Raw genomic sequence first — 21,644 nt, 5'->3', positions numbered from 1 at the left:
GAATAGCGGCCCTTTTTACATTCAGCTCAAATCACAACTGATCCCGCGCAATCCCGCTGCGAATCCGCAGGATATCCGCGAGCACCGCCAAAGCGATTTCCGACGGCGTCTTGCTGCCGAGGTTAAGACCGATCGGCGCATGAATCCGCGCCAGTTCGCTTTCCCCCAGACCGCCAATCCGGCGCAATCGCTCGAAGCGCTTCTGCGACGTCTGCTGCGAACCCATTACGCCAATGTAGAACGCTTCGGTACGCACCGCTTCCATCATCGCCAGATCGTCGATACGCGGATCGTGGGTCAACGCCACCACCGCCGTATCCCGGTGACAACCACCATCGGCGATAAACACCGACGGCAATTGCCGGCGGATCTCCACGCCATTGAGCACCACGCCTTCCAGCACCTCATCACGCGGGTCGCAGAGAATCACTTCGAAGCCAAGACCCACCGCGAACTCCGCACACGCCTGCGCCACGCTGGAATACCCCGCCAGCAACAAACGCTGAGCGGCGCCGATGCGGATCCGCACCCGGTCGATTTCACGCTCGATCCGCGCACCTTGTTCGCGATCGGCAAACAGGCTACGCGCGCCCGTGGCCAGATCGACCTCGCGAATCAACCGGCGCTGCCCCAGCAACGCCGATTCGAGTTCACGCAGGTGCGCCTGCACATCGCAGCTCGCGTCAAATTTCTCTACCAGCACATCGAGAATGCCGCCGCACGGCAGGCTGACCCGCGAACGTGGATCGTCACCTTCGCCATAACGGACGACATTGATCGCATCGAGAAACGCACCTTCGGCGACGCGCTCGAGAAAGTCTTCCTCGACGCAACCACCGGACAGCGACCCGATCCACTGCCCGCCATCGTTCACCGCCAGCAGTGAACCCGGCGCGCGCGGCGCCGAACCGTAGGTGGTCAGCACGGTGCAAAGCCAGATGCGCTGCCCCGCCGTCGACCACTCCAGCGCCCGACGCACAACCTGCAGATCGAGATGCTGCATGATCAGTGCGCCTTGTGCTCGATGGACGGGGCGTCAGCCTGAAGCTTCTGCACATCGCTGACCGCCAGCTCGGCCGACTGACCACCCCAACCCTGACGCAGGTAGTTCAGCAGATCGGTCAGTTGATCAGCACTCAGCTTGTCGGCGAAACCCGGCATCGGCTGCATGTGTTCGAATCCGGCGAATTTCTGCTCGCCGATACCATCCTCGATCACTCGCAACAGGTTGCGCGGGTCTTCCAGACGCAGCGTGGTGTTGCCGCGCATGGCCACCGCGATGTGCGGCTTACCCTCGCCACCGGCCGCGTGACAGCCGGCGCAGACGTTCAAGTATTCCTGACGACCGCGTTGAGCGCTGGCACTGAGTTTTTCCAACGGCACGTCGGTCAGCTCTTTCGCCGCCGGAGGCTTGTCGCCCAGCAGGAACGTCGCCATCGCCGCCAGATCCGGATCATTCAGGCCCTGAGTGCTGTTGTGGAACACCGGGAACATCTCGTTGAACATCGTGCCCTGGGCGCTCATGCCGTGCTTGAGGAACGTGCTCAGGTCCTGATGGTTCCAGCCGCGGGCCGCCAGATCAGTGGCCAGCAGGCTCGGTGCCAGATAGCCGTTGAGGATGCCGCCGGTCAGGCGCTTGTCCAGTTGCATCGCGCCCGGCAGGCCGCGTGGCGTATGGCATTCGCCGCAATGGCCGAGCACTTCGACCATGTACTGGCCGCGTTTCCAGGCGTCGCTTTTGCCTTCGGCAGATTCGAGCTTCAAGGCTTTGCCGTACATCATGTTCCAGCCGATCAGGCCCGGACGCACGTTGAACGGAAAGCTAAGGCTGGTCACCGGTGCGGCACGCTCGATTGGCTCGATGGTTTTCAGATACGCGTGAATCGCATCCGAATCCGCACGCGGCATCAAGTGATACGAGGTGTACGGCATCGCCGGATATAGGTTCGCGCCGTCACGGCGCTTGCCTTCAGTCAGCGCAGCGAAAAACTCGTCGTCGTTGTACAAACCGATGCCGTGCTCTTTGCTTGGAGTGATGTTGGTGCCGTAGATCGTGCCGAACGGCGACACGATCGGCAGGCCGCCAGCAAATGGCGCGCCGCCGGGCGCCGTGTGGCACGCCATGCAGTCGGCCGCGCGGGCGAGGTATTCGCCGCGCTTGACCTGATCATCCGCGTGCACCGCCAACACAGGCACAGCCAGCCCGACCGCCAGGGTCAGGCGGGTCAGTAATTGCTTCATGCTTAACCCTCCTTGACCAGGCCGAGATCGGTCAGCACGTTGCGGGTGGCGTTGTAGTAACGCACGTACCCGGTGCAACGGCAGACGTGATGGCCGAGGCTGTCCTCGATGACTTGTTCCAGTTTGCTTTTGACGATTGGCTGGCGTTGCAGCTTTTCCACCAGCACGGTCGCGGCGTTGACGAAGCCCGGCGCGCAGTAGCTGCACTGGAAGGCGAATTCATCGACGAAGCGCTGCTGGATCGGGTTCAGCTCGGTAACCTGGCCTTGCTCGTCACGCTTGGCGTGGCCTTCGATGGTGCGGACTTTCTTGCCCTCGAAGTAATGCGCGCCGGTGATGCAGGTGCGCACTTCTTCGCTGGTGCCGTCCGGGTTGTCGACGATCACCACGCAGGCGTGGCAGATGCCCTGGCCGCAGCCCAGGCGCGAACCGGTGAGGTTCTTGTATTCGTGCAGGTAATCGATCATCGGTAGGTCATCAGGGATGTCCACCGGGCCGACGGATTGACCGTTGAGGGTCAGTTGAAGCGGACGGTTAGCCATTGAGGGCCTCCTTGATGCGCGCAGCAGTGATTGGCAGATCGCGAACACGTTTACCGATGGCGTGGGCCACGGCGTTACCGATGGCACCGACCACCGGGATCATCACCACTTCGGCGATGCCTTTGGACGGGTCGCTCGGGGACAGCGGCGGCAGGATTTCCGACGTCTGCTTCCAAACCGCCACATGGCGCGCCATCGGCAGGCGATAACGGTTGAAGTTCCAGTCACCCTCCCCCGGCCCGCCTTCGTACAACGGCATCTCTTCCATCAAGGCGTGACCGATGCCCATGGCGATCCCGCCTTCGAGCTGGCCACGAACCAGTTCTTCGACCAGCACCCGGCCGCATTCCAGCCACGAGTGATGGTTGAGCACTTCGACTTCTGCCGAACCTTTGTTGACCTTCAACTCGACCAGCGTTGCGACTGGGCTGTAGTAGGTCACGGCGGCGTTGTTCAACTGAACCACCGGGTAGGCGATGTTCTGCCGATCCAGCAGGTGGAAACCTGCGCTGGTCATCTGCGCTTTCTTCGCCTTAAGAGCGCCGTCGCCGTACTTCACCGCCAGACCATCGAGCGGCAGACGCTCGCGCACGCCGTCGATGCTGTATTCGGCTTCGGCCCAGCTCCAGCGGTTAAAACCGTGAACCGTGGCGCCGGTGACCAGACCGCGCTCGTGAGCACGCTTGGCCAGCTCTTCGAAGGTCAGCGGCTGCATGCCGTTGGCGGTCAGCTTGCCGTCGACCCAATGCGCATCTTCGCGACGCACCACGTAAGGGTTGGCCTGGCCGCCGTAAGGGCCCTGACGCCAGATCTCCAGCGCCGCCGGCCACAGACCGTGGTTGAACAACACGCGCGCCGCTTCACGGGTGGCGTGGCTGAAGTAGTAGGCGGAGTTGGTCGCGGACGAAGCCGATGCCAGCTTGCCGACCCAGCGCGGATTGCGCAGGAAGTTGTCCTGCTCGGCCTGACTCATGATGTAAGGGTTGCCGGCGGTGACCAACTGCATTTCATCCCACTCGGTTTCACCGGTCTTCACATCGTGAGCCGCGCTGCCGAGGAAATCAGCCACCACCAACGCTTGCGAGGTGGACATGCCGGTGCCGATCTCGATGCCGATGTGACGCAGGGAAATGCGCCCGTCAGCGGTGAACTCGATGCTGGCCATCGGCGCTTCGGAACCGGTGCCGAAGTCTTTCTGGCAAATGGCGAAACCTACGCCGTACCAGTTGTCCGGGTCTGCCGCTTCGTGCTGCTTTTTGATCGCGTCGCGGTTTTTCCAGACTTCGTGCAGCGAAGCCTTGTCGAGAATCTCGTGCAGGCGCAACGCACCGGCCGGGATCGCGCCCTGAGTGTTTTTCATTCCCGAGCGCAGCGCGTTCTTGCGGCGCAGATCAATGGCGTCGACACCAAGGCGATCGGCGATTTCGTCGACCATCATTTCGGTGGAGGCCATGCTCTGCAGCGTGCCGTAGCCGCGCATCGAACCCGCTTCAACGGCGCGGGAATGGTAAGCGGTGACCTGCAGGTCGTTCTGCGGCATGTAGTAGATCGACTGTGCCGCAGTAGCGCCAACGGCGGCCACCGACGGGCTGTAGTTGATCCGGCCACCACCGTCGACACTCATCTCGGCACGGAAAATCTTGAAGCTGTGATCGGTCTTGTCCACTGCCAATTGGTAGCGGATGTCGAACGGGTGACGCTTGATGCCGCTCTGGAACTGCTCGTAGCGGTCGTTGGCCAGGCGAATCGGCACACCTGCGCCGTACAACGCCGCCAGGGCCGCGTAGTAGACGAAAATATTGTGGTCTTTGGAGCCGTAACCGACGGTGTAGCCCGGGTGCATGTTCAGGTTCGCCAGGCCGAAACGCGACGGCCCGATCATCTTCGCGGTCTCGGTGGCGGTTTCCAGCGGACATTGGGTAGCGACGACGAAATGCAGGGTCTTGGTCGCCGAGTCGTACCAGCCGTTGCCGTTGTCCGGCTCCATCGCGGCCGGTTCGATCGACGGGGTTTTGTAGCGTTCGTCGAACACCAGCCAGTTGTCCGGCGGGGTGTCGATCTCTTTTTTCATGCGATCGGCGTAGAACAGGCCGCGCTCGGTCAGGTTGCCGTGCAGGTTCGGCTGGGAATTCCACACCGGACGACGGTTTTTCAGCATCGGGAACAGGATCGAGTCCTTGAGGCTGGCGAACTCGTCTTCGTCCGCCGACGTCGGGCCACCGACGCGCACGTAGCGAAAACTGCCATAGGGATCGCCTTCGTAGAACGGTACTTGCGCACCGTAACGAATCGCTTTGTCATTGAATTTGAGTTTGTTCTTGGCCTGACGGAAACGCTCGAAGTCGTTCCAGATCAGGATCGCAACCGGGTGGCCGATGAACATCGGCACTTTGCCTTCCGGCAGCAGCGGATCCGGTGCGTGCTCTTCAGGGAACACGATGCCGTCCTTGTCCAGGTCGGCGGCGGTAACGATACGATCAGGCTGCAGATCGGCGCCGAGCCACGACAGGTCGTAACCGTCGTAGATGCGGTCGGCCTTGATGGTTTTCAGCAACATGGCGTGGCCTTGCTGCTGGGGCCAGCCCGGCATGTCCTTGGAACGGATGTCGCGAGCAAACACTTTGCTGCCGCAGACCTTGGACAAGGCATCGTTACGCTGGCGCGCCTTGCCGTTATTACCGAGCCACTGCTCGGACGGCACGGTCACGCTGTTTTCCATCAAGGCAGCCAGCGCCTGACTGCTGAGCGGTGTGAGCGTAACGCTCACCCCCGCCACCAGCCCGCCCTGAAGGAACGAGCGCCGGGATATTTCACGGTTGGACATGGATCATCCTCTGGGCGGTTATGGATCCGCCCTTCTGGTTATCTACTGGGAATCTCGAGTCTTGCAGAAGCCCTTTTTGGCTAAACAAAGGGCGTGATGACAGTGCAAAGCTGACCGAAAGGTTAACTTTAAAGGTTTCTGCGCTCGCAGCAAACAACCAGTTACAAAAACTTGACCAAAGAATCAAAAATCAATGCGGCATCGCATCGCAGCGACCCATGGACGCAGACGCAGGTTGCGCGACAGCATCGAACGAGCCACGGCTTGCGTTCGTCGCCGGCTACAAAGGAGGAATTGGGGAGAGGTCAAATTTCAGACACAAAAAACCCCGGTCTTTCGACCAGGGTCTTTGCTATCGAAGCCGAATCAACCAGAGGTTGCTTTCGGTGTTTCAAGGCGTTCAGTGGTCCTTGAAACAGATATGGCGCAGCGGACGGGACTCGAACCCGCGACCCCCGGCGTGACAGGCCGGTATTCTAACCGACTGAACTACCGCTGCGCGTCGGTGCAGGCACTTTCAGCCTACGCTCTTGCTTACGCAAGTATCTCGGGAGTGGTGGGTGATGACGGGATCGAACCGCCGACATTCTGCTTGTAAGGCAGACGCTCTCCCAGCTGAGCTAATCACCCGTTTGCATCTCCGAGGCCGCGAAATTTACGCAGGTAGCGAACCTAAGTCAATAGCAGGATTGAAGTTTTTCTAAAAAAGACGAAATTGCTTCATTCCGTATAAATCATCTTCTTGGTCATGCCGCCATCGACCACGAATTCCTGCCCCGTCACAAACCCTGCATTCTTCGACAGCAACCACGCCACCATTGCCGCAACATCCTCGACCGTCCCTACCCTGCCCGCCGGATGCTGGGCATGATCGGTATCGGTCAACGGCTCCGCGCGTCGGGCGGAAGGGTCCCGCGCATCGATCCATCCAGGACTGACCGCATTGACGCGAATCTCCGGCCCCAGACTGATCGCCAGTGCGTGAGTCAGCGCCAGCAAACCGCCCTTGCTCGCCGCATAGGCCTCCGTATCAGGCTCCGACTGCGCCGCTCGGGTCGAGGCCAGATTGACGATCGCCCCGTTGTGCGCACGCAGATACGGCGCACAATGCTTGGCCAGCAACATCGGCCCACCGAGATTCACCGCCAGCACCCGATTCCAGTAAGCCAGATCAAGGCTTTCCAGCGTGATGTTGTGCGGATCAGCCACGGCAGCGTTGCATACCAACGCATCCAGACGACCGAACTGCCCCAGCACCTCAGCAACACCCAGCGCCACCTGGCTTTCGTCCGCGACGTCCATGGCAATGAACCAGGCGTTCTCGCCCAGCACCTTCGCCACTTTCGAACCTCGCACACGATCCAGGTCCGTCAGCACCACCTGCCATCCTTCGCTGATCAGCCACGCGGCGATGCCCAGACCGATCCCGCGCGCGGCACCCGTGACCAATGCAACGCGGCCATGGGTGCCGATCTTTGGCGTAGACAACTCGATCACAACGCCGCCAGACCGCGCGACAGGTCGGCTTGCAGGTCAGCGACGTCTTCCAGACCGACCGCGATACGGATCAGGCTGTCACGAATGCCGGCAGCCTCACGCTCCTGCGGCGCCAGACGGCCGTGGGACGTGGTGCTCGGGTGGGTGATGGTGGTTTTGCTGTCACCCAGGTTGGCCGTGATCGAAATCAAACGGGTCGCATCGATGAAGCGCCAGGCGCCCTCTTTGCCGCCCTTGACCTCAAAGCTCACCACCGCACCAAAACCCTTCTGCTGACGCTGGGCCAGCTCGTGCTGCGGATGGCTCTTGAGTCCGGCGTAATGCACCTTCTCGATACCTTCCTGCTGCTCCAGCCATTCGGCCAATTGCTGGGCGTTGGCGCAGTGCGCCTTCATCCGCAGGTTCAGGGTTTCCAGACCTTTGAGGAAGATCCAGGCATTGAACGGGCTCAGGGTCGGCCCAGCGGTACGCAGGAAACCGACGATTTCTTTCATCTGCTCGCTGCGACCGGCAACCACGCCGCCCATGCAACGGCCCTGGCCATCGATGAACTTGGTGGCCGAATGCACAACGATGTCTGCGCCCAACTTCAGCGGCTGCTGCAAGGCAGGCGTGCAGAAGCAGTTGTCAACCACCAGCATCGCACCCTTGGCGTGCGCGATTTCCGACAGCGCGGTGATATCCACCAGCTCAGCCAACGGATTGGACGGCGACTCGACGAACAGCAATTTGGTGTTGGACTTGATCGCTGCGTCCCAGGCCGACAGATCGGCCAGCGGCACGTAATCAACTTCCACGCCGAAGCGCTTGAAGTATTTCTCGAACAGGCTGATGGTCGAACCGAACACGCTGCGCGACACCAGCACATGATCGCCAGCGCTGCACAGGCTCATCACCACCGCCATGATCGCAGCCATGCCCGTGGCGGTAGCAACCGCTTGCTCGGCGCTTTCCAGCGCGGCAATACGCTCTTCGAACGCACGAACGGTCGGGTTGGTGTAACGCGAGTAAACGTTGCCCGGCACTTCCCCGGCAAACCGTGCGGCCGCATCAGCGGCGGTACGGAACACGTAGCTGGAAGTGAAGAACATCGGATCACCGTGCTCGCCTTCCGGCGTACGGTGCTGACCGGCACGTACGGCCAGGGTATCGAACGCTACGCCTTCGAGGTCGCTGTCCAGCCGACCGGCATCCCATTCCTGACTCATGCTGTCACTCCTTGCCCTGTTCTCGATAAATAAAAGTCTTTTGCCAGATACAAAACCGGCCCCTAAGGGCCGGTTGAAACTCAGTTGTTGTACAGATCGATGATCGCACTGACCGCCTGGGTCTTGACCTTCGAGGCATCGTTGCGTGCCTGTTCGATCTTGTTCAGGTAAGCCTCGTCGACGTCGCCGGTGACGTACTTGCCGTCGAACACCGCGCAATCGAAGTTTTCGATCTTGATCTTGCCGCCGCCGACCGCTTCGATCAAGTCAGGCAGGTCCTGATAGATCAGCCAGTCGGCGCCGATCAGATCAGCGACATCCTGAGTCGAACGGTTGTGGGCGATCAGCTCGTGAGCGCTCGGCATGTCGATGCCATACACATTCGGGAAGCGCACAGCCGGAGCCGCCGAGCAGAAGTAGACGTTTTTCGCGCCGGCTTCGCGGGCCATCTGGATAATCTGCTTGCAGGTGGTGCCGCGAACGATGGAGTCGTCCACCAGCATCACGTTCTTGCCGCGGAATTCCAGCTCGATGGCGTTGAGTTTCTGGCGTACCGATTTCTTGCGCGCGGCCTGGCCGGGCATGATGAAGGTACGGCCGATGTAACGGTTCTTGACGAAGCCTTCGCGGAATTTCACGCCCAGATGGTTGGCCAGCTCCAGCGCGGCAGTGCGGCTGGTGTCCGGAATCGGGATGACCACGTCGATGTCGTGCTCTGGACGCTCGCGCAGGATCTTCTCGGCCAGCTTCTCACCCATGCGCAGACGAGCCTTGTAGACCGATACGCCGTCGATGATCGAGTCCGGACGCGCCAGGTAGACGTGTTCGAAGATGCACGGGGTCAGGGACGGGTTGGTCGCACACTGACGAGTGTGCAGCTTGCCGTCTTCAGTGATGTAGACCGCTTCGCCCGGTGCCAGGTCGCGGATCAGGGTGAAACCGAGCACATCCAGCGAAACGCTTTCGGAGGCGATCATGTACTCGACGCCTTCGTCGGTGTGACGCTGGCCGAACACGATCGGGCGGATGCCGTGCGGGTCACGGAAACCGACGATGCCGTAACCGGTCACCATCGCCACGACAGCGTAGCCACCGACGCAACGGTTGTGCACGTCGGTCACGGCGGCAAACACGTCTTCTTCGGTCGGTTGCAGCTTGCCGCGCTGGGCCAGCTCGTGGGCGAACACGTTGAGCAACACTTCCGAGTCGGAGCTGGTGTTGACGTGACGCAGATCGGATTCGTAGATCTCTTTGGCCAACTGTTCAACGTTGGTCAGGTTACCGTTGTGCGCCAGGGTGATGCCGTACGGCGAGTTGACGTAGAACGGTTGAGCCTCGGCCGAGGTCGAGCTGCCGGCAGTCGGGTAACGGACGTGGCCGATCCCCATGTGGCCGACCAGGCGCTGCATGTGACGCTGTTGAAACACGTCACGCACCAGGCCATTGTCCTTGCGCAAGAACAACCGGCCATCATGGCTGGTCACGATACCGGCAGCGTCCTGGCCGCGGTGCTGGAGCACGGTTAGCGCGTCATACAGCGCCTGATTGACGTTCGACTTACCGACGATACCGACGATGCCACACATGCGACGCAACCCCTACTTAATGGATCTGAACTGAACAACACTCACTGAGGCGTTTTCGCCGACGGCAAGAGTTGCTCCTTGAACGGAATATCAGCGGGTACGCTGATTCCGCTGGCAAGCCACTGACTGCTCCACCCGAGAATCAGGTTCTTGGACCAGTCTGCGACCAATAGAAACTTTGGCACGAGCTGTGATTCTTTCCACCACCCGTCCTGCTGTACCGGCCCCAGGCTCAACAGCCCGACCGCCACGACCACCAGCAACACGCCACGCGCAGCGCCGAAGGCCATGCCGAGGAATCGATCGGTCCCGGACAACCCGGTGACGCGAACCAACTCGCCGATAAGATAATTGATCATTGCGCCCACGATCAGTGTGGCGACAAACATGATGGCACAGCCCGTGATCACACGAGCCGACGGTGTCTGAATGTATCCGGCGAGGTACTCGGACAGTGAGCCACCAAACATCCAGGCAACGGCTCCTGCGATGATCCAGGTCACCAGCGACAATGCTTCTTTGACGAAGCCGCGGCTCAAACTGATCAAAGCGGAAATGGCGATGATTGCAACGATCGCCCAGTCAACCCAGGTAAATGGCACAGTGCAGCCTACAGACGGATAAGGCGGCGCATTTTAGCAGAGCGCATGGCTGTCGGTAAGCTGCGATTTTCAGTGCATTTCTATCGAAGTGATAGATATCAGCCGCGTTCGGGCTGGAAGCGCACCACAAACCCCTTGAGGTTCTGCTGGCGGCTCAACAGATCGCGCAGACGATCGGCTTCGGCACGCTCGATCAGCGGGCCGACGAACACCCGGTTCTTGCCATCGGCGGAACGGATGTAAGCGTTATAGCCCTGGCTGCGCAGGGTTTTCTGCAGGCTTTCGGCGCTGGCGCGGCTCGACAGACTGGCCAGTTGCACCGACCAGCTCACCGACAGGCCATTGGCATCGACGCGGCTTTGAGTGGTATCCGGTTTGGCAGACAGCGCAGCGATCGGCTGGGCCGGGGCTGTGGTTGGCTTGACCACAGGAGCGGGAGCGGGAGCCGGTGCAACCGGTTTGGCTACCGGCGCCGGAGCCGGAGCTGGCGCGGCGGAAGCAATCGGCGCCGCTGGCGCCGCTTGCTCGGCGACCTCGTCATCGCTCGGCACTGGCTCTTGCGGCAGAACCTGCGGCTCGGGCACGGCCACGGTTTCCATCTGGATCTGCGCCACGGCAGGCGCTTGCGGTGCGGCCGGCGCATCGACGGTCACCTGACGCTGCTCATCCTGACGGGAAAACAGCATCGGCAGGAAAATCACCGCCAGCGCCACCAGCACCAGGGCACCGACCATGCGCTGTTTGTACGCTTTATCCAGCAAAGCCATTTGCCGCTTCCTCCGTGGAGCGCCGAGACAGCCATTCGAGGGCCTCGGCGACACAATAAAATGATCCGAACAGCAAGATCTCGTCGTCGCTGGTGGCCACTGCACACTGCCCTTCCAGCGCAGCCGCCACACTGTCATAAGACGTGACCGATGCGCCAAGGTTCTGCAGTGCAACATTCAATTCAGCCACCGGCCGCGCACGCGGCGAATCCAGCGGCGCCACCGCCCAATGCTGGACGCTGGCATTCAGTTCACCGATGACACCGTCCAGATCCTTGTCCGCCAACAGGCCGAACACCGCCAGACGCTTGCCGACCGATGGACGAGCAGCCAGACGCCGCGCCAGGTACTCCGCCGCATGCGGGTTATGGCCAACGTCCAGCAGCAGATTCAAGCACTTGCCGTTCCATTCGAACGAACGACGATCCAGGCGACCGACCACGCGAGTCGCCTGCAACGCCGCAACAATCTGTTTGGCATCCCATGGCAAGCCGAGCAGCAGATAAGCCTGCAACGCCAGCGCGGCGTTCTCCATCGGCAGATCGAGCAGCGGCAAATCGCGCAGCTCGACGACCTGACCGTCAGCATCGGTACCGCGCCACTGCCAGAATTGATCCGTGATACCCAGATCGAAATCGCGCCCGCGCAGGAAGAACGGGCAAGCAAGCTCGCGCGCCTTGTCCAGCAGGGGTTGTGGAGGATTCAGATCGCCGCACAGCGCAGGTTTGCCCTGACGGAAAATCCCGGCCTTCTCGAAGGCCACGGATTCGCGGGTGTTGCCCAGGTAGTCGGCGTGATCGACACCGATGCTGGTGACCAGCGCGATATCGGCATCGACCACGTTGACCGTATCCAGACGCCCGCCCAGCCCGACTTCCAGCACCACCGCATCGAGCCCGGCCTGTTGAAACAGCCAGAACGCCGCCAGGGTGCCCATTTCGAAGTACGTCAGGGAAGTGTCGCCGCGCCCCGCTTCGACCGCCATGAAGGCTTCGCAAAGCTGCGCGTCAGTGGCTTCGACGCCATTGAGCTGCACCCGCTCGTTGTAACGCAGCAGGTGCGGAGAATTGTAGACACCGACGTTCAGGCCCTGCGCCCGCAGCAATGAAGCCACGAAAGCGCAGGTCGACCCCTTGCCGTTGGTGCCGGTGACCGTAATCACCCGTGGCGCCGGCTGGCCCAGCCCCATGCGGGACGCTACCTGTTGCGAACGCTCCAGCCCCATGTCGATGGCCGATGGATGCAACTGCTCAAGGTAGGCGAGCCACTCGCCAAGGGTGCGCTCGGTCATACGTTGGCAGGCACCGGCGGAACGACGATCGGCTCGATCGGCGCAGCAACGAATTTAGGCGTCGGCTTGCCGGTCAGTTGCGCCAGCAGGTTGCCCAGACGCGGACGCAATTCGCGACGGTCGATAATCAGGTCGATGGCGCCGTGCTCCAGCAGGAACTCGCTGCGCTGGAAGCCTTCCGGCAGTTTTTCGCGCACGGTCTGCTCGATCACGCGTGGACCGGCGAAGCCGATCAGGGCTTTAGGCTCGCCGACGATCACGTCGCCCAGCATCGCCAGACTGGCGGAAACGCCGCCGTAGACCGGGTCGGTCAGCACGGAGATGAACGGAATGCCTTCTTCACGCAGACGCGCCAGCACGGCCGAGGTCTTGGCCATCTGCATCAGCGAGATCAGGGCTTCCTGCATCCGCGCGCCACCGGAGGCGGAGAAGCAGACCATCGGGCAACGGTTTTCCAGCGCGTAGTTGGCGGCGCGTACGAAGCGCTCACCGACGATGGCGCCCATGGAACCGCCCATGAAGCTGAATTCGAACGCCGAAACCACAACCGGCATGCCCAGCAGAGTGCCGCTCATGGAAACCAGTGCGTCTTTCTCGCCGGTCTGCTTCTGGGCGGCGACCAGACGGTCCTTGTACTTCTTGCCGTCGCGGAATTTCAGACGGTCAACCGGCTCCAGATCGGCGCCCAGCTCGGCACGGCCTTCGGCGTCCAGGAAGATGTCGATGCGCGCACGTGCGCCGATGCGCATGTGGTGGTTGCACTTAGGGCAAACGTCCAGGGTCTTTTCCAGCTCCGGACGATACAGCACAGCCTCGCAGGACGGGCATTTGTGCCACAGACCTTCAGGGACCGAGCTCTTCTTGACCTCGGAACGCATGATCGAAGGGATCAGCTTGTCTACCAACCAGTTGCTCATGCTTTCTTTCTCCAGTACCGGCGGCCCGAACGCTCTGGTTCGCGGCCCCGCGTATGCCCTTCAGCTAAATTCATGTGTGGCGATGATCGTCCGGACTGCCGGGTCAGCGGAACTGACCTGCGTACACCCCGAAAAGACCCTCAGCCTCTTTTCTACAGAGCTGTGGACGGCGGCAGTCTGCCAGCCGTCACATCAGCGTACGGCGTTGATGAATGCACGAATCTTTGCGTGATCCTTGATGCCCTTGCTCGCCTCTACCCCGCCGCTGACATCCACGGCATACGGCCGCACCCGGGCGATCGCATCGGCGACGTTTTCCGGCGTCAGGCCGCCGGCCAGAATCAAAGGCTTGCTCAAACCCTGCGGAATCAGTGACCAGTCGAACGCCTCGCCGGTTCCGCCGGGCACGCCTTCGACATAAGTGTCGAGCAGCACGCCGCTGGCGCTCGGGTAGGCATCGCAGGCAGCGGCAATGTCATCGCCCGCCTTGACCCGCAAAGCCTTGATGTACGGCCGGTGCCAGCCTTCACACTCGGCGGCGGTTTCGTCGCCGTGGAACTGCAGCAGATCCAGCGGCACGGCATCGAGGATTTCCCCGAGCTCGCAGCGGCTGGCATTGACGAACAACCCGACCGTGGTCACGAACGGCGGTAAAGCGGCGATGATCGCCCGCGCCTGCTGCACGGTCACGGCCCGGGGACTTTTAGCGTAGAACACAAAACCGATGGCATCGGCCCCGGCCTCGACGGCTGCCAACGCATCTTCCATGCGGGTAATCCCGCAAATCTTGCTGCGAACGGCTGACATGTCGATAAAAACCCCAAGGCAAATCCGATAAAGTCCCGGATGGTAACAAATGCGTTAGAAGGCGTCAGCCGTCAAGTTCCGAGAAACCCGTAAGGAAATGTGGCCCGATGAAACGCTCGGGCAACGGGAACTCGTCGTGGTACTCGACCTGCACCAGATACAGGCCGAACGGATGCGCCGTGACCCCGCCGGAACGCCGCTCGCGGCTCTCCAGCACTTCTTTCATCCACTCCACGGGCCGCTCGCCGGCGCCAATAGTCATCAGCACCCCGGCAATGTTGCGCACCATGTGGTGCAGGAACGCATTGGCGCGGATGTCCAGAACGATCATTTTGCCGTGACGGGTCACGCGCAGGTGATGCATCTTCTTGATCGGCGACTTGGCCTGGCACTGGCCGGCACGGAACGCGCTGAAATCATGGGTACCAATCAGGTACTGCGCGGCCTCGGCCATGCGCTCGACGTCCAGCGGACGGTGATTCCAGGTGATTTCTTCATTGAGATGCGCCGGGCGGATCTGATCGTTGTAGATCACGTAGCGATAGCGCCGGGCAATCGCCTTGAATCGCGCATGGAAATGCGCCGGCATGACCTTCGCCCAACTGACGCTGATGTCGTGGGGCAGATTGATGTTGGCGCCCATGACCCAGGCTTTCAGCGAACGGTCGACCTGGGTATCGAAATGCACCACTTGCCCGCAGGCATGCACACCGGCGTCGGTGCGCCCGGCACATTGCAGCGAGATCGGCGAGTCGGCGACCTTCGACAGGGCTTTTTCCAGGGTTTCCTGCACGGTGAGCACACCAGTGGACTGGCGCTGCCAGCCGCTGTAGCGCGAGCCCTTGTATTCAACGCCCAGCGCGACGCGGAAAAAGCCTTCGGGTGCCATTTCGGCGGCCGGGTTATCTATGTTTGCCAAGTCGGGACAGCCTGCTGATCTACAAAGGCGGGCATTATAAGGCGACGGGACGGGGAAACCAGACCCAAACAAAAACGGCAGCCTCATGGGCTGCCGCTTTGTTTACCGCTGAAGGCCGACTCAGGCCAGATGCGAAAGCATTTCGCTCGCTTCGCTCTTCTGTTTGTCGTTGCCCTCGCTGATGACCTCATTGAGGATGTCGCGCGCGCCGTCATTGTCACCCATGTCGATGTAGGCCTGAGCCAGATCGAGCTTGGTCGCGGCTTCGTCGGTACCGGACAGGAAGTCGAAGTCATCCTCACCCAGATCGTCGCCCAACGCGGCATCAGCTTCGGTGAAGCTTGGCTCATTGATGCTGCTCGACAGACGATCCAGCTCGGCATTGACGTCGTCCAGTTCGGCGGCAAACGCATCCGGCTCGGCAGGCGCCGCGTCCATTTCGTCGGCCAGTGACAGGTCGAAATCGGCTGGCAGCTCCAGATCGTCCTGCGGCACGTCGGTCACGGCCGGGGTTTCGACCAGCGGCAGATCCTTCACGCCTTCGTCCAGATCCAGCAGGAAATCATCGTCTGCCAGCTCGACCGGCGCAGGCGCAGGATCGGCACCGAGATCCAGATCCAGGTCGAAGTCCGACAGGTCGTCGAGGTTTTCCTTGATATCGGTCTGCTGCTGCAGCACCGATTCGAAGCTCAGGTCGTCGTCAGTCGGGAACGCGTCGAGTTCGACCGGCGCTTCCGGCTCGACAGCCGCCACAGGTTCAACCGGCGTGATGTTGTCGAGATCGTCGAGGCTCAGATCGAAAGCGCTGTCCAGTTCGGCATCTGCCGCAGCAGGCGCTTCAGGCTCGTCGAGCAACAGCTCCTTGACGTAATCCTCGTCAAGCTCGGCGGCAATGGCCGCTGCCGCCAGACCGCTGGCCGCGACGACCGCCATGGCCGGGAAGCGGCTTTTCAGCTCTTCGACCTTGGCGAAGTTGTCGCCATTGGCAACCAGTTGGCGCTCCTGACCGACGAAGGCATCGCGATCACCTTGGCGACCGTAGACTTCCATCAATTTCAGACGCAGATCGCTGCGCTGCGGCTCCAGACTCACGCCCTCCTCCAGCAGCGCGGCCGCTTGATTCAGGCGACCGCCGTCGATGTGCGACTGCGCCTTGTCCAGCACGTCGTCGGAACGCTCGGCGGCCGGCGCCACCAACGGCGCGGCGATCGGCTCGGCCATCACGACTGGCGCAACTACAGCAGCAGCGGCTGGGGCTGGGGCTGGGGCTGGGTTCAGCTTGACGCTGGCGGCTGGCACTTCCAGACCTTCGAAGCTGCTTTCCGGCAGATCGAGGTCCTGGGAGAAGGATTGCTCCTCCAGGGCACGGGCCATTCGCAGGTGTTTTTCGGCTTCCTGCTGGGCCTTGCGGCGACGAGCCAGCAGCAACAGCAGGAGCAGCAGAACCACTGCACCGCCACCGACCAGACCCAACAGGATCGGATTGGTCAGCAGTTCGTTGAAGGTTTTTTCGTCATTGGCGGCCGGCGTGGTTTCAACCACAGGCTCGACAACCGGCTCTACCGGGGCCGGAGCAGCAGCCTCAGGCGCAGGTGCGGCCGGAGCAGCCTCTGCCGGAGTAGCCGGCGGCGTGGCCGCCAGCTCCGCGGTGATCGCCGGCACCACTGGCGCAGTGGCGGCGGTCGCGGGAGCAGCGCCCGAGCCTTCGGCCTGCATTTTCGCCAGTTGATTGTTCTTCAGCTCGATCAGGCGTTGCAGCTTGTCCAGCTGGCTTTGCAGATCGGCCATGCGGCTTTTCAGTTCTTCGTTGTCACGACGGGTGGTGTCGAGACTTTCCTGGGTCACCGCCAGTTTGTTGCTCAGGGCCTTGGCGTCGCCGGCCGGACCCTTGCCACGCGCCTTGGCGCTTTCGGCGGACACCAGGCTCAGGTTGTCCTTGGCGTTTTGCGCAGCACCGGTATTGGCGCGGCCACGATTGGTCGCATCGAGTTGCTGCTGACCGGCGCCCGGCTTGGCCACATAACGACGGCCCTGGCGCCAGGCTTCGTTCTGCGCAGCCACTTCAGCAATCGCTTTGGACTGCGGCAGCGCGGTGCTTTGCACCTGATCCGGCAGACGCAGCACCTGTCCGGTTTTCAGGCGGTTGATGTTGCCGCCGATGAACGCGTCCGGGTTCAAGGCCTGGATCGCCAGCATGGTCTGCTGCACCGAACCGCCGGTGCGCGCCTTGGCGGCGATTTCCCACAGGGTGTCGCGTGGCGTGGTGGTGTGGGTCGAATGCGTGGCGCCGGTGGTCGGTGCGGTGATGGTTTGTGCCGGCGCAGGCTGAGCGGCGGCATCAGCGGTCTGCGGCGAGAACTTCGACGGATCCAGCAGCACGCTGTAATCACGTAGCAGACGGCCGTTCGGCCACATTACCTGCACGAGGAATTTCACCATCGGTTCCGACAGCGGCTTGCTCGACGTTACGCGCAGCACGCTTTTGCCGCTGGCGTTGAGCACCGGGGTGAAGGTCAGATCATTGAGGAAGGCCTGGCGATCGACGCCGGCCTTGGCGAAATCTTCCGGCGAGGCCAGGCTCGGCACCACTTCGGCAGCGGTCAGATCCTTGACATCGAGCAGCTCGATTTCCGCCACCAGCGGCTGGTTCAGGGTCGACTTCAGGGTCAGCTCCCCGAGCCCGAGGGCATGCGCCATACCGGAGGACAGCGCCGAGGCGGCCGCTATTGCTAACACCAGTTTGCGAACTTGAACCATAGCCTCTTCCTTTGTTTGAACGTTCCTCGGCCAGCGAGAAGATGTTGATTGTCGCTGCCGTAAGGCATTGCGCGCGACGACGACAGCATGCCGCGCGCGATCATTTCTTTGATGCCCCGGAAAGTCCCGGAGGGTGACACGTCATCGAGTGCTCCGGCCAAGCATAGCGCTCGCCTAGAATCAGTCGACAAATTGTTGCCAAGTATCTTTTACAGCAGGCCTTTTATCAACAACTCGGCGACCTGCACGGCATTGAGGGCCGCACCTTTGCGTACGTTATCTGACGTCAACCACAGATTAAGTTCCGACGGTTCGTCGACACCGGCACGCACCCGCCCGACGTAGACCACGTCCTGCCCCACCGCGTCACCGACGGCGGTCGGATAATCGCCGGCCTCGACCAGCTCGATGCCCTCGGCCTCTTCAAGCGCGGCGTTGACCTTTTCCAGGTCGACCGCGCTCGCTGACTGCAAGGTCACGCTAAAGCTATCGCCAAAAAACACCGGGGCTTGAACGCAAGTTGCGGAAATCTTTAATAAAGGCTTGGCCAGCACCTGACGCAGCTCGCGCACCAGACGTTTTTCCAGCAGCGTATGGCCTTGCGCGTCGGGCGTGCCGACCTGAGCCAGCAGGTTGAAAGCCATCTGCCGGTCGAAGAATGTCGGCTCCAGCGGACGCATGTTCAACAACTCGGCGGTCTGGCGCGCCAGCTCGGTCACGGCTTCGCGGCCCTGGGCGGAAACCGCCAGATTGGCGGTGACATGCACGTATTGCAGCTCGATCAGATCGAGCAGCGGCGCCAGCACCACGGCCAATGTGGTGGCCGACGGGCTCGGACTGCTGACCTGGAACGGTACTTTCAAACCGGCCAGCACAGCGGCATTGGCTTCCGGCACCACTTGCGGCGCCTGATCCGCCGGCAAGGCGCCGGACAAGTCGACCAGCGAGCAACCTGCCGCGTGAGCGCGGGCGGCGTAACTCAGAGTAATGGCCGGGCCGGCGGCGAAGAACGCCAGCTTGACCTTGCTGAAATCGAACTCGTCGACTTCACGCACGCGCACGTTCTTGTTGCGAAACAGCACCGAGCTGCCGGCGGATTCGCTGCTGGCCAGCAGGTGCAACATGCCCACCGGGAAGTCGCGCTCTTCGAGAATCTGCACGAGGGTTTCGCCGACAGTACCGGTGGCGCCGATCACGGCAATATCAAGGGTCTGGGTCATGTTGCTACCTCTGGCGAAACGGGGGGAGCGGCACTTTACCGGGTGAGTCGCACGCAGGCAATTCGCGCCCGCCGCGAAGAGCGGACGCGGAGCGTCCATGGCTGCATTCCCACGCAGAGCATGGGAACGATCAACAGGTACAAAAAAACCCGCGCCTCTTGCGAGGCGCGGGTTCTCTCATTGCATCAAGCGATCAACGCTCAAGCAGGATCCGCAGCATGCGACGCAGCGGTTCGGCCGCGCCCCACAGCAGTTGGTCGCCGACGGTGAAAGCACCGACGAACTGCGAACCCATGTTCAGCTTGCGCAGACGACCAACCGGTACGTTCAGGGTGCCGGTGACTTTCGTCGGGCTCAGCTCCTGCATGCTGATATCGCGGTTGTTCGGCACCAGTTTGACCCAAGGGTTGTGCTGGCTGATCAGCCCTTCGATGTCGGCGATCGGCACGTCTTTGTTCAGCTTGATGGTCAGCGCCTGGCTGTGGCAACGCATGGCGCCGATGCGCACGCAGATGCCGTCGACCGGGATCGGGCTCTTGAAGCGACCGAGGATCTTGTTGGTCTCGGCCTGGGCCTTCCACTCTTCGCGGCTCTGGCCGTTCGGCAGTTCCTTGTCGATCCACGGGATCAGGCTGCCGGCCAGCGGTACGCCGAAGTTTTCGGTCGGGTACGCGTCGCTGCGCATGGCTTCGGCCACACGACGGTCGATGTCGAGGATCGCGCTGGCAGGATCGGCCAGTTGATCGGCGACAGCGGCATGGGTCGCGCCCATCTGCTTGATCAGTTCACGCATGTTCTGCGCGCCGGCACCGGAGGCCGCCTGATAGGTCATGGCACTCATCCACTCGACCAGACCGGCCTCGAACAGACCGCCCAGGCCCATCAGCATCAGGCTGACGGTGCAGTTGCCGCCGATGTAGTTCTTGGTGCCCGCGTCGAGCTGCTGGTCGATGACCTTGCGGTTGACCGGGTCGAGGATGATGACGGCGTCGTCGTTCATCCGCAGGCTCGAGGCCGCGTCGATCCAGTAACCCTGCCAGCCGGCTTCGCGCAGCTTCGGGAATACTTCGCTGGTGTAGTCGCCGCCCTGGCAGGTCAGGATCACGTCGAGGGTCTTCAGCTCTTCAATGCTGTAAGCGTCCTTGAGCGGAGCAATGTCCTTGCCCACGGACGGGCCTTGGCCACCGACATTGGAAGTGGTGAAAAACACCGGCTCGATAAGATCGAAATCCTGCTCTTCCAGCATCCGCTGCATGAGCACGGAACCGACCATGCCGCGCCAACCGATCAGACCTACACGTTTCATCGCAACTACACCTTCTTGAAAAGTGGGCCGCTGCTTTGTATTGAATTTCGCAGCGGGCCCGAGAGATTACAGATTCCGCAGCGCGGCGACTACTGCGTCACCCATTTCCTGCGTACCGACTTTAGTGCAACCGGTCGAAAAGATGTCGCCGGTGCGCAGACCCTGATCCAGCACCACGCTGACCGCTTTCTCGATGGCATCCGCCGCTTCGTGCAGGTTGAAGCTGTAACGCAGCATCATCGATACCGACAGAATGGTCGCCAGCGGGTTGGCGATGCCTTTGCCCGCGATGTCCGGCGCCGAACCGTGGCAAGGCTCGTACATGCCCTTGTTGTTGGCATCCAGCGAGGCCGACGGCAGCATGCCGATGGAGCCGGTGAGCATCGACGCTTCGTCGGACAGGATGTCGCCGAACATGTTGTCGGTGACGATCACGTCGAACTGCTTCGGTGCACGCACCAGTTGCATCGCGGCGTTGTCGACATACATGTGGCTCAGCTCGACGTCCGGGTAATCCTTGGCGACCTGCTCGACCACTTCACGCCACAGTTGGCTGGACGCCAGTACGTTGGCCTTGTCCACCGAGCACAGTTTCTTGCCACGCACGCGGGCCATGTCGAAACCGACACGGGCGATACGGCGGATTTCGCTTTCGCTGTACGGCAGCGTGTCGTAAGACTGGCGCTCGCCGTTTTCCAGAGTACGGGTACCGCGCGGCGCGCCGAAGTAGATGCCGCCGGTCAGCTCACGGACGATCAGGATGTCCAGGCCGGCAACGATTTCCGGCTTCAGGCTCGAAGCGTCGGCCAGTTGCGGGTACAGGATCGCCGGACGCAGGTTGCCGAACAGGCCCAGTTGCGCGCGGATTTTCAGCAGGCCGCGTTCAGGGCGGATGTCACGTTCGATGGTGTCCCATTTCGGGCCGCCCACGGCGCCCAGCAGAACGGCATCGGCAGCGCGAGCGCGGTCGAGGGTTTCGTCGGCCAGCGGCACGCCGTGCTTGTCGATGGCGGCGCCACCGATCACGTCATGGCTCAGCTCGAAGCCCAGGCTGTACTTGTCGTTGGCCAGCTCCAGCACCTTGACCGCTTCGGCCATGATTTCCGGACCAATACCGTCGCCTGGGAGAATCAGAATCTGCTTGCTCATGCTTTCCTCGT

At 61.8% G+C, this 21,644-nt stretch carries 17 protein-coding genes and 2 tRNA genes; all 19 read right to left on the bottom strand.

Annotated features, from left to right (window positions below; translation table 11 throughout):
* Positions 1-31: 31 nt before the first annotated feature.
* Positions 32-1,003, bottom strand: a complete 972-nt coding sequence (locus tag C1X29_RS17165) for an XdhC family protein (protein ID WP_102717967.1) — start codon at positions 1,001-1,003, stop codon at positions 32-34.
* 2 nt (positions 1,004-1,005) lie between these two features.
* Positions 1,006-2,241 (bottom strand): cytochrome c, encoded by a 1,236-nt coding sequence (locus tag C1X29_RS17160; protein WP_102717966.1) that lies wholly within the window; start codon positions 2,239-2,241, stop codon positions 1,006-1,008.
* Positions 2,242-2,243: 2 nt separating this feature from the next.
* The gene (locus C1X29_RS17155; RefSeq protein WP_007956473.1) at positions 2,244-2,783 is read right to left on the bottom strand and encodes a (2Fe-2S)-binding protein; all 540 of its coding nucleotides are present in this window, start codon (positions 2,781-2,783) and stop codon (positions 2,244-2,246) included.
* Entirely contained in the window at positions 2,776-5,607 is a 2,832-nt protein-coding gene (locus C1X29_RS17150; RefSeq protein ID WP_102717965.1) for a xanthine dehydrogenase family protein molybdopterin-binding subunit, read from the bottom strand. Before C1X29_RS17150 ends, C1X29_RS17155 begins: the two co-directional genes overlap by 8 nt.
* 422 nt (positions 5,608-6,029) lie before the next feature.
* Positions 6,030-6,106, bottom strand: a tRNA-Asp gene (locus C1X29_RS17145).
* Between the two features lie 55 nt (positions 6,107-6,161).
* Positions 6,162-6,237, bottom strand: a tRNA-Val gene (locus tag C1X29_RS17140).
* Between the two features lie 90 nt (positions 6,238-6,327).
* The gene (locus C1X29_RS17135) at positions 6,328-7,104 is read right to left on the bottom strand and encodes an SDR family oxidoreductase (RefSeq protein WP_041475192.1); all 777 of its coding nucleotides are present in this window, start codon (positions 7,102-7,104) and stop codon (positions 6,328-6,330) included.
* Complete coding sequence (locus C1X29_RS17130) at positions 7,101-8,312, bottom strand: O-succinylhomoserine sulfhydrylase (protein ID WP_085747827.1); 1,212 nt, start codon at positions 8,310-8,312, stop codon at positions 7,101-7,103. The genes C1X29_RS17135 and C1X29_RS17130 overlap by 4 nt, the downstream gene beginning before the upstream one ends.
* An 80-nt stretch (positions 8,313-8,392) precedes the next feature.
* Positions 8,393-9,898, bottom strand: a complete 1,506-nt coding sequence (gene purF, locus C1X29_RS17125; RefSeq protein ID WP_007956466.1) for an amidophosphoribosyltransferase — start codon at positions 9,896-9,898, stop codon at positions 8,393-8,395.
* Between the two features lie 41 nt (positions 9,899-9,939).
* Positions 9,940-10,500 carry a CvpA family protein gene (locus C1X29_RS17120; RefSeq protein WP_007956464.1) on the bottom strand — a complete coding sequence of 187 codons (561 nt, stop codon included), beginning with the start codon at positions 10,498-10,500 and terminating at the stop codon, positions 9,940-9,942.
* A gap of 98 nt (positions 10,501-10,598) precedes the next feature.
* A complete protein-coding gene (locus tag C1X29_RS17115) occupies positions 10,599-11,267 on the bottom strand; it encodes an SPOR domain-containing protein (protein WP_102687011.1) in 669 nt (222 codons plus the stop codon).
* Complete coding sequence (gene folC / locus C1X29_RS17110) at positions 11,251-12,558, bottom strand: bifunctional tetrahydrofolate synthase/dihydrofolate synthase (protein ID WP_102717964.1); 1,308 nt, start codon at positions 12,556-12,558, stop codon at positions 11,251-11,253. The genes C1X29_RS17115 and folC overlap by 17 nt, the downstream gene beginning before the upstream one ends.
* Entirely contained in the window at positions 12,555-13,475 is a 921-nt protein-coding gene (accD, locus tag C1X29_RS17105; RefSeq protein WP_064378840.1) for an acetyl-CoA carboxylase, carboxyltransferase subunit beta, read from the bottom strand. Before accD ends, folC begins: the two co-directional genes overlap by 4 nt.
* Positions 13,476-13,667: 192 nt before the next feature.
* On the bottom strand, positions 13,668-14,282 hold the full coding sequence (locus tag C1X29_RS17100) for a phosphoribosylanthranilate isomerase (protein ID WP_085712003.1): 615 nt from the start codon (positions 14,280-14,282) through the stop codon (positions 13,668-13,670).
* 64 nt (positions 14,283-14,346) lie between these two features.
* Positions 14,347-15,171: a tRNA pseudouridine(38-40) synthase TruA gene (truA, locus tag C1X29_RS17095; RefSeq protein WP_085607862.1), complete on the bottom strand. Its 825-nt coding sequence runs from the start codon at positions 15,169-15,171 to the stop codon at positions 14,347-14,349.
* A gap of 150 nt (positions 15,172-15,321) precedes the next feature.
* Positions 15,322-17,958 (bottom strand): FimV/HubP family polar landmark protein, encoded by a 2,637-nt coding sequence (locus tag C1X29_RS17090; RefSeq protein WP_102717963.1) that lies wholly within the window; start codon positions 17,956-17,958, stop codon positions 15,322-15,324.
* A 209-nt stretch (positions 17,959-18,167) separates the two neighbouring features.
* Complete coding sequence (locus tag C1X29_RS17085) at positions 18,168-19,178, bottom strand: aspartate-semialdehyde dehydrogenase (protein WP_102717962.1); 1,011 nt, start codon at positions 19,176-19,178, stop codon at positions 18,168-18,170.
* Positions 19,179-19,371: 193 nt separating this feature from the next.
* Positions 19,372-20,484 carry an aspartate-semialdehyde dehydrogenase gene (gene asd, locus C1X29_RS17080; protein WP_003226428.1) on the bottom strand — a complete coding sequence of 371 codons (1,113 nt, stop codon included), beginning with the start codon at positions 20,482-20,484 and terminating at the stop codon, positions 19,372-19,374.
* A gap of 66 nt (positions 20,485-20,550) precedes the next feature.
* Positions 20,551-21,633: a 3-isopropylmalate dehydrogenase gene (gene leuB / locus C1X29_RS17075; protein ID WP_085655206.1), complete on the bottom strand. Its 1,083-nt coding sequence runs from the start codon at positions 21,631-21,633 to the stop codon at positions 20,551-20,553.
* Positions 21,634-21,644 lie beyond the last annotated feature (11 nt).

This window comes from Pseudomonas sp. GW456-12-10-14-LB2, assembly GCF_002884345.1.
Classification (GTDB): Bacteria; Pseudomonadota; Gammaproteobacteria; order Pseudomonadales; family Pseudomonadaceae; genus Aquipseudomonas; species Aquipseudomonas paraglycinae.
Note: the sequence above shows the minus strand (reverse complement) of the source record. Positions and strands in the feature narration are given on the sequence as shown.